Genomic DNA, 13040 nt, shown 5'->3' on the forward strand with positions numbered 1-13040 from the left:
CGCGCGGCCGGGCCGCTAGCCCAGCAGCTCGGCCGCGTGCGCCTCGAAGAGCGCGTTGGACTGCCGCAGCAGCTCCACCAGCCCGGTCGCCGCGTAGCGGATGGCGTCCGGCTCGTGCTGGTAGCTGAGCACCTGGCCGTAGTGGCCGCCGGGGGCCGGGTCCGCGTCGAAGAGCAGCAGCGCGTTGCCGTTGCCGAAGTCCGCGAAGGGCAGCCAGCGCGTGTGTTGATCGTAGCGCCGCGCGCGCGGGTCCCACGCCACGCCTCCGTTGTTGCGCGCCGCATCCACGTGCGTGCGCTGCCAGCCGTGCAGCGTGCACACCTCGTCCAGCGGGCAGAGCCGGAAGGGCTCGAGCTGGTCGGTGTGCACCGCGAACCAGGCCTCCTCGTACTCGCTGCCGTTGCTGAAGCGGTAGAGCGCGCGCAGGTCCTCGTCCATGCGGATGCCGGTGCGCCGCTCCGCCCGCGCGATGTCCAGGTCGCTCGCACCCGTGCGCCGCGTGAAGGGCGCGCCGTGTCGGCGCAGCAGCCGCTCGAGCCGCTCCAGCTCCGCCTGCAGCTCCGGGCGCATGCCGCTCATGGCGCCGGCTCCGCGAGCGCGTCATAGCCGCGCCCCTTCAGCTGCAGGAGGCAGAAGCCGTGGCCGAAGGGGTCCGCCAGGTTCGCCATCCTCCCCCACGCCTGCTCCTGCACCGCGCCCTCCTGCCGCGCGCCCGCGGCCCAGGCGCTGCCCAGCCGCCGGCCCACCCGCAGCCTGAACGCCGCCGTGTAGAAGGCGATGCCCCGCTCGAGCTCGTCCACGTCGATGCAGATGCGCAGCTCAGGCCCGGACCCCATACGCCCTGCATGCTCCCGGCAGCGGCCGCTCGCCGTCAATTCGACGTGGCGACCAGGCCCCGGCCCCACCGGGCGCAGGGGAGGGGAGCGCGCGCCGGCATTCCGCCCTGTGGGAGCGCGCCCTCCTGCGCCCGCGCAGCAGGCGGGCCTGCCTGCCGCGCCTTGCCGCACCCCGCCCGCGCCCCGAGCTTTTCCTGTCGGAACGCAGCCCCCAACCCCTTCAAAAGGCACTCCCCCATGACGAAGAAGAGCGACGCGACCGAGAAGCACGGCATGCACGGCCAGAAGGACATGAACAGCGGCGAGCTGAAGAAGGACGTGGAGCGCATGCACGCGGACATGGCCCACCGCGATGAGGGCGGGCGCGCCAGCGTCTCCGACGAGGAGAGCGGCGAGGCGGGCATCGGCCGCAAGGCGGTGGATGCCGCGGACGCCGGCGACGACGTCATCGACCGCAACACCCGCCGCGCCCCTCCGCTCAGCGACAACGGCAACCGCCGCGAGTAACACCGCACCGCCGCCGCCCGCCCCGGCGGGGTGAGCCCGCGCCCGAGCCCCGGGCGCCGGGGCTCTCCCGCGTAGGGAGAGGGCCTACAGGGTGGAAAAGTCCCATCGTACGGGATTTCCCTCATGGCCAACCGGGGCGTTCTGCGCCAAAACGGTCGCTGGAGTTTCCGGGCCTGGGGGGGAGCCCTGGTTTTACCTCAGCGTCCCGGTTTGGCCGGGTCCCACCCTCCCGCGTGCGCGCCGTACCCTATGCCCCGACTGTCGAGCCGTGACCTCTCGCTCCTGCACGCGCTGACGCAGCAGCTGAACACCTGGGTGGAGGGCGCGCCGCCGGTGCTCGAGGCGCTGCTGCCCGGCGTGCAGACGCTGCTGGGCGCCGACGCCGTGGTCGCCTACGGGGTGCGCGTCGAGGGCGAGCGGGTGCACCTGGACTTCCTGCACACCGTGGGGCTGCGGCCCGAGGCGCCCCGCCTCGTCGCCGAGTTCTTCGAGGGCGCACCGGTGCGCTTCGGCCACTTCGATGCGCTCGCCCCCGAGCCCTGGCAGCGCAACGTGCCGCGCACGCTCGCGGAGCTGCATGCCCACGGGCGCCCCACGCCGCCGCCCCTGCACGCGCTCTACACGCGCCTGGGCATCGCGGAGCTGGACCAGCTGCGCGTGCTGGTGTGCGAGGGCAGCGCGCTGCGCTGCTGGCTCGGCGCCCTGCGCGCCCGCCCCTTCGGCGCCCGCGAGCGCCAGCTGATGGGCCGCCTCGCCCCCGTGCTGCGCGACCGGCTGGTGCGCGAGCGCGCGCTGCGGCTCGAGCGGCTCAAGGCCAGCGCCTTCGAGGTGGCGCTCGAGGCGCTGCCCGCCGCGAGCTACCTCGTCACCGGCGCCGCCGAGGTCCTGCACGCCAACGCCGCGGGCGAGGCCGCACTCGCGCGCGACGGCGAGCAGGTGCGCGAGGCGCTGCGGCGCGCGCTCGCCCAGCCCTCCGCGCCGGACGCGGGCTTCCGGCTCACCCGCGTGAGCCTGCCCGAGCAGCCCGCGGCCTACATGGCCGTGCGCGAGGCCGCCGAGGCCCAGGTGCCCGCCCGCGTGGACCAGATGGCGCAGCGCTGGAAGCTCACCGCCCGCCAGCGCGAGGTGCTCGCGGGGCTCGCCCGCGGCCATACCAACCGCGCCCTCGCCCAGGCGCTCGGGTGCGCGGAGAAGACCGTGGAGGTGCACGTGTCCGCGGTGCTCGAGAAGAGCGGGGTGCCCAGCCGCGCCGCGCTCCTCGCGAGGCTGTGGAGTCCCTGAGCGGTCAGGGTGAGGGAGGAAGGTTCCCCCACCGTGCCCCTCAAGCCGCCTGCGCCTGTTGTGCCGCCGCGGCCCGCGCGAACACCAGCCGCCGCGTCCCCCCGCGCAGCAGCGCGAGCTGCACCTCCTCCCCCGCCGAGAGGCACAGGAGCCGCTGCACGTCGTCCACGCTGCCCACGGGATGTCCGTCCAGCGCGAGGAGCAAGTCCTCCGCCTGGACTCCCGCGCGCGCCGCCGCGCTTCCCTCGCCCACCTGCACCACGCGCACGGCGCGCGCCTGCCCCGCCTCGGCCGCGCGCGCGGGCGAGAGCGCCATCGCCACTGCGCTGATGCCCAGCAGGCGCCGCTCCACGCTGCCCTTCTGGATGAGCAGCGCCGCCACCCACGTGGCCGTGGTCGCGCTCACCGCGAAGCCGATGCCCTGCGCGTACGGGAGCACCAGCGTGCTCAAGCCCACCACCTGCCCGCGCGCGTTGAGCAGCGGCCCGCCGCTGTTGCCCGGGTTGATGGCGCAGTCCGTCTGCAGCAGCCCCTCCAGCACCACGCCCGGCGCCACCGGCAGCGTGCGCTCCACCGCGCTCACTACGCCCAGCGTCACCGACTGCTCGAGGTGGAAGGGATTGCCGATCGCCACCACCAGCTGCCCCACGCGCACGTCCTTCGCCTCCGCGAGCGGCAGCGTGGGCAGCCCCGCCGCCCCCTCCACCCGCACCACCGCGAGGTCCGTCAGCGCGTCCGTGCCCACCCGCTCCGCGCGCCGCGTCTCGCCCCCCGCGAGCACCACGCGCAGCCGCCGCGCGCCCCCCTTCACCACGTGCGCGTTGGTCAGCACGTAGCCGTCCGGCGTGAGCACCAGGCCGCTGCCGTGGCCGCGCGCGTGCTCCACGCCCACCACTGCGGGGCTCGCCTGCGCGACCAGCGCCTCGAGCTCGTCGCTGAAGCGCTGCAGCATCGTCGTGCTCACGGCCGCTGCCCCACCGAGAGCGCCACCTCGCGCGCCTCGCCCGCGCGCAGCACGCGCGCCTTCACGCCCGCACCGACGCGCTCCTCGCCGCCGAGGAAGCCGAGCAGGTCCGGCAGGTCCTGCAGCGGCTGCTCGTCCAGGCTCACGAGCACGTCACCCTGCACGAGCCCCGCGCGGTCCGCCGGGCCTCCGGGCTCCACCGAGTGCAGGATGAGTCCGCCCCCGCGACCCAGTTCCTTCGCGACCGAAGGCGGCAGCCGCACCGGGTACGCCCCCACGCCGAGGTAGCCGCGGCGCACGCCGCCGTGGCGCTGCAGTCCCTCCGCCACGCGCGCCAGCGTCTCCACCGGCAGCACCACGTTCGCGTGCCGCGCGAGCGCCGCGCTCGTCATGCCGAGCAGCCGCCCGCCGGTGTCCACCAGCGCCCCGCCGCTGAAGCCGGGCGGCCGGTCCGCATCCGTCTCCAGGTAGCGCTCGACTTTGCCTCCGGCGTGCGTGCGCCAGCCCTCGCCCTGCGCGCTCACGATCCCCAGCGTCGCGCGCACCGTGCGCCCGGGGCGGCCGAGCGCGAGCACCAGCTGGCCCACCTGTGCGTCAGGGGCGTGCGCGAGCGGCGTGAGGGGGGCGTCGACCTTGAGCAGCGCGAGGTCGAGCGCGGGGTCGCGCCCCACCAGCTTCGCCTCCAGCGTGCGGCCGTCGGAGAGCGTCACCTGCAGCGCCTCCTCTGCTTCCACGGCGTGGCTCGCGGTGAGCACGTGACCGTCCGTGCTCCACGCGATGCCGGTGGCGCCGTGGCGGCGACCTCCCTCGATGCGCAGCAGTGAAGGTGATGCAGCGGAGACGGCGGAGGCGAGGGACTCCGAGAGAGAGGTGAGATCGGGGGTCTTCGAGGTCATGGCGGGTGCGTCCTTTCTTGCCTCGAAGGCTAAGAAGGCCGCCCGCGCGCCACATCCGCTGGAAGGGGAGGGGAGCGACCTGCCCATTCGGGGAGGATTGGCTCCTGGAGGGCAGGGGAGGGAAGGTCGCGGAGCGCAGGTGCCGAGCGCTTGAGGGCGCCACCCTGCGAGGTGCTCCGGGGGCGCGCGGTGCTGGACGAAGTGCTCCGTCCAGATGAGTGACCACCCCTCCCGGGACGAGTGCTCCGCGCTGCTGTTCGGAAATGTCGGGGGTTCTCGTCCGCGGTCTCAACCGCTGAACGCACCATTCGGGATGCGTAACACAGCGTGCCCGACGCGGTGTCCGGTGAGGGAGTCGGGGCAGGCTCGGCAGCTAAAGGTCGAGCTTGGCCATCCGTCCACTGGAGAAGTACTCAACCTTGGAGCCAGGTAGCTCGTCCCTCACGACGCGAGCAATGGCGAGTCCCTCTGCATCCAACTCCGAAAGCTCGTCAACGCTGTCGTACTGCCTGAAGTGGGCCTGCTCGTACCGGCTGAGCCAATTGGAGATTCTTCTCTGCAGGAGCTCGGACAGCTTCAGGTCACTGGGGCTGATGTACCCACCCGCGAAGCTGTCTCGGATGCCGGTGCCCGACATCAGGCCGTCGATCGTCACGTAGTGCATGGCTCTTTCAGTGAAGCATCTGCGATCGAGATCCACTTTGCCTACCCGGATCTAGAGCGTCACCCACCCGAGCCGCGCCGCGCGCACGACCGCCTCGGTGCGTCGCTGCACGCCGAGCTTCGCTAGCACCGCGTTCACGTGGAACTTCGCCGTGTGCTCGCTGATGGCGAGCCGCTGCGCGATGTCCTTGTTGCTCGCGCCCTCTGCGAGCAACTGCAGTACTTCGCGCTCGCGCGGGGTGAGGGCCTCGGGAACCGTGCGGTGAGGAGTGCTGCTGCGCAGCGGCGCGAGTGAGGGCTCGAAGACGAGCAGCCCGTGAGCGAGCGCCGTGAGCCCCGCGAGCAGCTGCGCGGCGCTCGCATCCCGCGGGAGCAGGCCCCGCGCACCCGCCTCCAGCGCCCGCTCGGCCACCGCTTCGTCCGGCACCAGCGCGAGCACCGGGGCGCCGCCCACCTCCGGCGCTTCCAGCGGCCCCGCGGCGTGCAGCCCCGCGTCCCAGAGCAGCGCATCGGGCGCACTCTCGGCCAGCGCCGTCTCCAGCTCGCCCACCGAGCTCCCGGGCGTGACCCGCGGCGCGCCCGCGTCCGAGAGCGCCCGCGCGAGCGCCCCGCGCACCAGCGGGTCCTCCGCCAGCAGCGCGATGTGCAACTCGAGGGTGGCGTCGTCGTGCAGCCTCACGGTGTCTGCTGCACTAACGGCCGCCCGCTCCGCGCGCTCGCCCCCGCCCGGTTGCGCGTTAAATGCGCCCGCTGCTCCTGCTCCTGCTGCTGCTCGCCTCCACGGCCCGCGCCGCGGCCCCGCGCTACGGCGCGCTCGGCGACGAGCTGGTCTCCACGGTGCGCGCGAACTTCTACGACCCCGGGGCCGCAGAGAGCTGGGCGCGCGCCCACGCCGGCTACGCGCGCGAGGCGAAGGGCGCGGACGACTTCACCCGCCTCACCCGCGCCGCGCTCGCCGAGTTGCACACCTCGCACACGGCGTACTACCCGTCCGACAGCGTGGAGCACCCGCAGCTGCGCGCCATCTTCGGCGCCGCGCTCAAGGGCCCCTGGCGCAGCCCTCCGCGCGCGGTGAGCGTGGGCATCGACGTCGTCGAGCTCCCCGAGGGCCTCATCGTGCGCCACGTCTTCGCCGCGAGCCCCGCCCGGGCCGCGGGCCTGCTGCGCGGAGACCGCCTGCTCGAGGCGGACGGCCGCCCCTTCCACCCGGTGCGCTCCTTCGCGGGCAAGGCCGGCAAAGACGTGAAGCTCACGGTCGAGCGCGAGCGCGGCGCACCCCCGCTGCAGCTCACCGTGCGCCCGCGCTCCGTGGACCCCAAGGCCGAATGGTTGCAGGCGCAGGAGAAGGGCAGCGAGGTGGTGCAGGTCGCGGGCAAGCGCATCGCCTACCAGCCCCTCTTCTCCTGTGCGGGCACCGAGCACCAGGACCTCCTCGAGGCCACGCTGCAGGGCGCGTTCAAGGACGCGGACGCGCTGGTGCTCGACTTCCGCGACGGCTGGGGCGGCTGCAACCCGGACTTCGTGAACCTCTTCAACCCGCTCCTGCCCGTGCTGCGCTTCTCCGGCCGCGACGGGCGGGCCAACAGCTGGTCACCGGGCTGGAAGCGGCCCGTCGTCCTGCTGGTCAACGGCAACGCGCGCAGCGGCAAGGAGCTCGTCGCCTTCTCGCTGCAGCGCCACCACGCTGCGACCCTGGTGGGCGAGCGCACGGCCGGCGCGGTCATGGCGGGCCGCGCCTTCGCGCTGTCCGACGGGTCGCTGCTCTACCTCGCGGTACAGGACGGGCAGGTGGACGGGGTGCGGCTGGAGGGGCGGGGCGTGCCGGTGGACGTGGCCGTGGAGGCCGCGCTCCCGTGGGCGGCGGGGAAGGACCCCCAGCGCGAGCGCGCCCTCCATGTGGCCGCCGAGCAGGCAGGCGGGTCCTAGAGAGACGTGCGGGGCTGTCCCGCGGGGCAAGCGCAGTGTCGGATCGCGGGCCCGGTTTGGTGGGATGCAGGCCGATCCCCTAAGGTGCAGTGCGACGTGGCCGGGAAGCGGGGGGGACGCCATGCAGCCTCTGGAAGCGGACAAGACGGAGTTCAGCAAGTCGGTGGTCGTCGTCGACGACGACCCGGACGTGCGCTCCAGCGTGCAGGAGCTCCTCGAGCTGCAGGGCTACCCGGTGCTCACCGCGGGCAACGGCCACGAGGCCCTGAAGCTGCTCTCCCAGAAGGGGGCCCCGGGCCTCATCCTCCTGGACATGCGCATGCCGGTGATGGGCGGCCAGCAGCTGCTCGGCCTGCTGCAGCGCCACGAGGCCCTGCGCGAGATTCCCGTGGTGGTGGTCTCCGCCACCCAGGCCAGCCCCCCGGAGGGCACCCAGGCCTGCCTCCTGAAGCCCTTCCAGACCCACGAGCTGCTCACCGTGGTGCGCCAGCACTGCGGGACATGAAATCGCCGGGCGCGCCTGGCGTAGAGAGGGTCACCATGCGCCACTCCCTCCTCCGCACCGCCCTGCTGCCCCTCGCCCTGCTCACCGCCGCGCCCGCCCTCGCGAGCCCCTTCTCCTGGCTCGGCGGGACGAAGGGCAACGGCCAGCTCAAGACCGAGGAGCGCAAGCTGCCGGCCTTCCAGAAGGTCGACCTGCGCACCTCCGTGGACGTCGTCATCACCGAGGGCTCCACCCCGAGCACCCGCGTCACGGTGGACGGCAACCTGCAGCCCCTGCTCACCACCAAGGTGGAGGGCGACACGCTGGTCATCTCCACCGAGGGCAACGGCATCGACGAGAGCCGCGGCTCGAAGGTCGAGCTGGTGATGCCGGCGCTCGCGGCCGTGAACATCCACGGCTCCGGGGACGTGAAGGTGCAGCGCTCGAGCCCCGCCGATGCGCTGGAGCTCGGCGTCGAGGGCTCCGGAGACCTCACCTACCGCGGCTCGGCGAAGAGCCTCACCGTGCACATCAACGGCAGCGGGGACGTCACCCTCGAGGGCGGCAAGGCCGAGCGGCTCGAGGCGGGCATCCACGGCTCGGGCGACCTCAAGGCGCGCGGCCTCAGCGCCCGCGACGCGAGCGTGGCCATCCACGGCTCGGGCGACGCCGCCATCACGGCCGACGGCGGCACCCTTGCCTTCGAGATCCACGGCTCGGGCGACGTGACCTGGTACGGCGAGGGCAAGGTGGAGCGCACCTCCATCCACGGCAGCGGCGACGTCACCCACCGCCAGTAGGCTCCCCGCGCTTTTTCCGCCCCTGGGAAAAGCGCTTCCCACCCGGCCGCCCCACCCGCTTGCGAAGGCCCCCTTGCGGCCCTGTGCTCCGCTGCACAGGTGCGCGGGCGCGGCGGCTGGCATGTGGCTTGAAAGCCCTCTGCTCCGTCGGGGCAGGGGCCGGAGGGGGGGGACACGCGGTGGCGGCGGCAAGGACAGTCGTGGTGATGGAACCCTATGCGCCGCTGAGGCAGTCGCTCGTGCAGCTGCTGGAGGAGGACGGGTACCAGGTGCAGGCGGCGGCGAGCGCGGAGGCACTGCTCGCGCAGCTGCGGACCGGGCACCCCGCAGAGCTTCCCGCCCTGGTGCTGCTGGGCACGAAGTACCCGCTGCGCGAGGGGCGCGAGGTGCTCGCCCGCCTCGCCGAGCGCGGGCTCCTGCAGCACGTGCCCGTGGTGCTGCTCTCGCCGCGGCGCCAGTGGCCGGAGGGTGCGGCGGACCTGCTCGAGATGCCCTTCAGCCTCGAGCAGCTGCGCAGCGTGGTGGCGCGCCACGCCGGCTGGGCCCGCGCCGAGCCCGTGCCCGCCGTCTGAGCGCGGGTTAGGGTAGGGGATGGCCGAGGACGCGAGAGCCGAGGAGCCCCAGGTGCGCGCGCTCTACGCGGCCCTCGCCCCCCTCTACGACGCGCTCTACCCCACGCTGCACCGCTACGCGCCGCGCGCCGAGCGCTTCCTCGAGGAGCGCCTGCAGGAGGGGGGTCCCGCGCCGCGCGTGCTGGACCTGGGCTGTGGCAGCGGGCAGCTCACCCGCGCGCTTCCGCCGCAGGTGCAGGTGGTGGGGCTGGACCTCGCCGAGCCGATGCTCGCGCTCGCCCGCGAGGGCCGCCCCTCCGGCGTGTACCGGGTGCACAGCTTCCTCGAGCCCGTGCCCGCGGAGCTCGGCCCCTTCGATGCGGCGCTCGCGCTCGGCTGCCTCGACTTCTGCGCGGACCTGCCGCGCGCGCTCGCGCACCTGGGTGCGGCGCTGCGCCCCGGCGGCCGCGCCCTCTTCAGCGTGCTCGAGCGGCGCGCGGGGCTGCCCGGCCACGAGGCCCCCCACCTGCGCCTCCCCGCCGTGGAGCCCCCGGTGACGCTGCACCTCTGGCCCTTCCTCGCCTGCGCCGAAGCCCTGGAGGCGGCCCGGCTGCAGCCGCTCGCGTACGCGCACGCGCCCGCCTTCGAGCTGCACCCGGACGGCCCCCAAGGCCCCGCCCTCACCCTGCACTACGGGTTCTGGGAGGTCGCGCGGCGCGGGTAGGTGCGGGGCGCCGGGTGTCGGCGGACCCGGACAGGCGGGCAGGCTGCGCACCCGGGGCTTTGCTCCCGGGGCCCCTGCCGCGCAACGATGCGCGCCAGCTCCCCGCCCATGTCCTCGCGCACCCCCGTCCTGCTCCCCGGAGCGCTGCCCCCTTCCGCGCAGTCGTCGGGGCCTGCCGCTCCGGCGGAGACCTCGCTCCCGGCCCTCTTCGTCGCGGCCTTCGAGTCCTCGCCCGTCGGCATGTCCATCTGCTCGCTGGAGGGCGAGCTGCTGCGGGTGAACCCCGCGTACCGCGAGATGTTCGGGCTCTCGGAGGAGGAGGTGCGCGGCCAGCACTTCCGCACCCGCGTGCACCCGGAGGACCGCTACCAGGCGATGTGGGCGCACGCCGAGCTCGTCTCCGGCCGGCAGCGCGCGGTGAAGTACGAGCGGCGCAGCCTGCACCGCGATGGACGCGAGGTGTGGACCGAGGTCAGCGCCTCGCTCGTGCTCGGCCCCGCGGGAGAGCCGCTGCACGTGCTCTCCCACCTGATGGACGTGAGCGAGCGGCGCCAGCGCCAGCAGGCGCTGCTGGACGCCGAGGAGCGGCTGCGCATGCTCGGGCGCGCCACGAAGGACCTGGTCTGGGACTGGGACATCCCCAGCGGCGAGCTGCGCTGGAACGAGGCGATGCAGACGATGCTCGGCTACTCGCCGCACGAGGTGCAGCCCTCGCTCGCGTGGTGGGAGGCGCAGCTGCACCCGGACGACCTCGCGCGCGTGCTCGCGAGCCTCGACCGCGCGCTGCAGGGCGAGGGCCACGCGTGGGTGGACGAGTACCGCTTCCGCCGCGCGGACGGCAGCTACGCCGCGGTGCTGGACCGCGGCTACTTCCTGCGCGATGCGCAGGGCCAGGCGGTGCGCGGCATCGGCGCGATGATGGACCTGAGCGAGCGCCGCGCCGCCGAGGAGCGCCTGCGCAAGAGCGAGGAGTACTTCCGCGCCCTCATCGAGAACGCGCGCGACCTGGTGGCGGTGCTCGATGCGCAGGGGCGCTTCGCGTACGTGAGCCCCGCCGTCACCCGCGTGCTCGGCTTCTCCTCCGAGCAGATGGTGGGCCACCGCGGCTTCGACTTCGTGCACCCCGAGGACCTGTCCGCGGTGCGCGCGCGCCTGGAGGAGTGCTCACGCGCCCCGGGCAACGCCGTGACGGTGGAGTACCGCGCACGCCACCGCGACGGCAGCTGGCGCACGCTGGAGACCTACTGGTGGAACCAGACCCACCACCCAGCCATGGCCGGCTTCGTGGTGAACGCGCGCGACGTGACGCAGCAGCGCGCGCTGGAGGAGCAGTTCCGCCAGGCGCAGAAGATGGAGGCGGTGGGCCGGCTCGCGGGCGGCGTGGCCCACGACTTCAACAACCTGCTCACCATCATCACCGCGCACACGGACTTCGCGCGCGAGGAGGTGGCCGCGGGCAGCCAGGCGCGCGAGGACCTCGCGGTGGTGGCGGACACGGCGCAGCGCGCGGTGCGCCTCACCCGGCAGCTGCTCGCCTTCAGCCGGCGCCAGGTGCTGCAGCCGGCGCTCCTGGACCTCAACGAGAAGGTGCGCGGCCTGGAGGGCATGCTGCGCCGGCTCCTGAGCGAGGACATCGTGCTCGCCACGGAGCTCGCGCGCACGCCCTCGCGCGTGTGGGCGGACCCCGGCCAGGTGGACCAGGTGCTGATGAACCTGGTGGTCAACGCGCGCGACGCCATGCCCCACGGCGGGCTGCTCGGCGTGGAGACCTCGGAGGTGGCGCTCGCGCAGGGCAACGCCGCGGGGCTGCCCGCGGGGCCCTACGTGGTGCTGAGCGTGCGCGACACCGGAATCGGGATGGACGCGGCCACCCGCGCGCGCCTCTTCGAGCCCTTCTTCACCACCAAGGCGGCCGGCAAGGGCACCGGGCTCGGGCTCTCCACGGTGTACGGCATCGTGCAGCAGTCGGGCGGCGCGCTCGAGGTGGAGAGCAGCCCGGGCGCGGGCTCCACCTTCCGGGTGCTGCTGCCGCGCGCCCCCGCGGCCCCGCAGGGCACGGAGGACGAGGCGGACGGCGCGCACCCCGCGCCCGGCGGCCACGAGACGGTGCTGGTGGTGGAGGACGAGGCGCCGGTGCGGGGCGCGGCCTGCCGCATCCTCGAGCGCCAGGGCTACCGCGTGCTCGAGGCGAAGCACGGCGCGGACGCCCTTCAAGTCCTCGCCGCGCATGACGGGCCCGTGCACCTGGTGCTCACGGACGTGGTGATGCCGGAGATGGGCGGCGCGGAGCTGGTGCGCGAGCTGCGCGCGCGCGGGGTGCCGGCGCGCGTGCTCTTCATGTCCGGCTACAGCGAGGAGGCGGTGGCCACCCGCGGCGTGCTGGTGGAGGGCGTGGGGCTGCTCGAGAAGCCCTTCGACCTGCAGGTGCTGCTGCGCCGCGTGCGCGAGGTGCTGGACGCCTAGCGCTTCGCCTCGGCGCAGGCGCGCGCGTCCTTCAACTCGCAACCGCGTTGCATCAGGCGCTTCATTTGCGCCTCGTCCTTCGTCGCGCAGGTGCCGGTGCGGTGGCAGATGGCGGCGCTGAAGCAGCCCGCGCCGTCCCCGAGCTCGCAGGCGCGCGCGTAGAGCGCGTACGCGCCCGCGGGGTCCGCCGCCACGCCCAGGCCGCCCCAGGTCATCGCGCCCAGCCGGTTGCAGGCGCTCGCCTCGCCGTCGTCGCAGGCGCGGCGGTACATGGCCGCGGCGCCCTTCGTGTCGCCCGTGCGCTCGGCCTTGTAGGCCGCCTGCAGGCAGCCCTGCACGAAGCCGCCCGGGCACTGCGCGTCCGCGCGGCCTGCATCCGGGGCCGCGTTGTCCGAGGAACGGGAGCAGGCACAGAGCAGCAGGAGGAGGGCGAGGGCGGAGGCGTGGCGCATGGTACGCCGCAGCCTAGCGCTCGACTGCAGCGACGAGCAGGAGGGACTTGCGGGAGTGGCGCGAGGTGCACGGACTCGAGAAGGAGAAGCTTGGGAGGGGACGGGGCTTCTCCGGCTGGGTGAAGCCGTCCACGGCGTGCGGGACTGCCGTCTCGAAAGGAGACGCCCCTCCCGGGCGCACAGGGGCGCGCGATGCAAAAACGTAAAATCCTATTTTACGTTTTTGCGCGCCGCAGCCGTCGGCTCCGGAGGGGGCCCGCACGGTAAGTGAAGGGTGGAGAGGGCGAGCCAAGCTTCATTCCAGGGGCAGCCGGGGCGGCGTGCGGGTGGGGCCGCCCCGAGCCGACGCAGAGCCGGTGGCGGCAAGAGCGCGCGAGGGACGCCATCACCCGTGCGCCAAGCGGCGCGCGTGTCACCCCTGAGCGGTGCGGGCAGGCAGCGCCCCCTCGCGAAGGGCGCAGGCGCTCCATCACCCGTCCCGTCTCGACGCTCT

15 protein-coding genes are annotated in these 13040 nt (G+C 74.1%); 8 read left to right on the forward strand and 7 right to left on the reverse strand.

What is annotated here, in order from left to right; all coding sequences use genetic code 11:
- Positions 1 to 15: 15 nt before the first annotated feature.
- On the reverse strand, positions 16 to 579 hold the full coding sequence (locus FGE12_RS27755) for an SMI1/KNR4 family protein (RefSeq protein WP_153869658.1): 564 nt from the start codon (positions 577 to 579) through the stop codon (positions 16 to 18).
- A complete protein-coding gene (locus tag FGE12_RS27760) occupies positions 576 to 836 on the reverse strand; it encodes a VOC family protein (protein WP_153869659.1) in 261 nt (86 codons plus the stop codon). Before FGE12_RS27760 ends, FGE12_RS27755 begins: the two co-directional genes overlap by 4 nt.
- Positions 837 to 1073: 237 nt before the next feature.
- Here FGE12_RS27760 and FGE12_RS27765 point away from each other — a divergent pair, with 237 nt between their 5' ends.
- Positions 1074 to 1343 carry a hypothetical protein gene (locus FGE12_RS27765; protein WP_153869660.1) on the forward strand — a complete coding sequence of 90 codons (270 nt, stop codon included), beginning with the start codon at positions 1074 to 1076 and terminating at the stop codon, positions 1341 to 1343.
- A gap of 249 nt (positions 1344 to 1592) precedes the next feature.
- Positions 1593 to 2624: a LuxR C-terminal-related transcriptional regulator gene (locus FGE12_RS27770; RefSeq protein WP_153869661.1), complete on the forward strand. Its 1032-nt coding sequence runs from the start codon at positions 1593 to 1595 to the stop codon at positions 2622 to 2624.
- A gap of 40 nt (positions 2625 to 2664) precedes the next feature.
- Here the strand turns inward: FGE12_RS27770 and FGE12_RS27775 are convergent, their stop codons facing one another.
- From FGE12_RS27775 to FGE12_RS27790, 4 genes are all read right to left on the reverse strand, one after another.
- Positions 2665 to 3576 carry a S1C family serine protease gene (locus tag FGE12_RS27775; protein ID WP_153869719.1) on the reverse strand — a complete coding sequence of 304 codons (912 nt, stop codon included), beginning with the start codon at positions 3574 to 3576 and terminating at the stop codon, positions 2665 to 2667.
- A gap of 8 nt (positions 3577 to 3584) precedes the next feature.
- Positions 3585 to 4484, reverse strand: a complete 900-nt coding sequence (locus tag FGE12_RS27780) for a S1C family serine protease (protein ID WP_153869662.1) — start codon at positions 4482 to 4484, stop codon at positions 3585 to 3587.
- A gap of 373 nt (positions 4485 to 4857) precedes the next feature.
- On the reverse strand, positions 4858 to 5139 hold the full coding sequence (locus tag FGE12_RS27785; RefSeq protein ID WP_153869663.1) for a hypothetical protein: 282 nt from the start codon (positions 5137 to 5139) through the stop codon (positions 4858 to 4860).
- Positions 5140 to 5199: 60 nt separating this feature from the next.
- Positions 5200 to 5826 (reverse strand): LuxR C-terminal-related transcriptional regulator, encoded by a 627-nt coding sequence (locus FGE12_RS27790; protein WP_370459174.1) that lies wholly within the window; start codon positions 5824 to 5826, stop codon positions 5200 to 5202.
- 62 nt (positions 5827 to 5888) lie between these two features.
- On the opposite strand from FGE12_RS27790, the gene FGE12_RS27795 reads away from it, so the two are divergent.
- The 6 genes from FGE12_RS27795 to FGE12_RS27820 all read left to right on the forward strand — a co-directional run bounded on the left by FGE12_RS27795 (position 5889) and on the right by FGE12_RS27820 (position 12095).
- Complete coding sequence (locus tag FGE12_RS27795; protein ID WP_153869664.1) at positions 5889 to 7073, forward strand: S41 family peptidase; 1185 nt, start codon at positions 5889 to 5891, stop codon at positions 7071 to 7073.
- A gap of 121 nt (positions 7074 to 7194) precedes the next feature.
- Positions 7195 to 7578: a two-component system response regulator gene (locus FGE12_RS27800; protein WP_194798345.1), complete on the forward strand. Its 384-nt coding sequence runs from the start codon at positions 7195 to 7197 to the stop codon at positions 7576 to 7578.
- Between the two features lie 35 nt (positions 7579 to 7613).
- A complete protein-coding gene (locus tag FGE12_RS27805; protein ID WP_194798346.1) occupies positions 7614 to 8357 on the forward strand; it encodes a head GIN domain-containing protein in 744 nt (247 codons plus the stop codon).
- Between the two features lie 206 nt (positions 8358 to 8563).
- Entirely contained in the window at positions 8564 to 8929 is a 366-nt protein-coding gene (locus tag FGE12_RS27810) for a response regulator (protein WP_153869667.1), read from the forward strand.
- Between the two features lie 19 nt (positions 8930 to 8948).
- The gene (locus tag FGE12_RS27815; protein WP_153869668.1) at positions 8949 to 9632 is read left to right on the forward strand and encodes a class I SAM-dependent methyltransferase; all 684 of its coding nucleotides are present in this window, start codon (positions 8949 to 8951) and stop codon (positions 9630 to 9632) included.
- A gap of 108 nt (positions 9633 to 9740) precedes the next feature.
- Positions 9741 to 12095, forward strand: coding sequence for a PAS domain S-box protein (locus tag FGE12_RS27820; protein ID WP_194798347.1), 2355 nt, complete (start codon positions 9741 to 9743; stop codon positions 12093 to 12095).
- Here the strand turns inward: FGE12_RS27820 and FGE12_RS27825 are convergent.
- The gene (locus FGE12_RS27825; protein ID WP_153869670.1) at positions 12092 to 12547 is read right to left on the reverse strand and encodes a tetratricopeptide repeat protein; all 456 of its coding nucleotides are present in this window, start codon (positions 12545 to 12547) and stop codon (positions 12092 to 12094) included. The two genes, FGE12_RS27820 and FGE12_RS27825, sit on opposite strands and share 4 nt — an antisense overlap.
- Positions 12548 to 13040: the final 493 nt, after the last annotated feature.

The organism is Aggregicoccus sp. 17bor-14 (assembly GCF_009659535.1).
Lineage (GTDB): Bacteria > Myxococcota > Myxococcia > Myxococcales > Myxococcaceae > Aggregicoccus.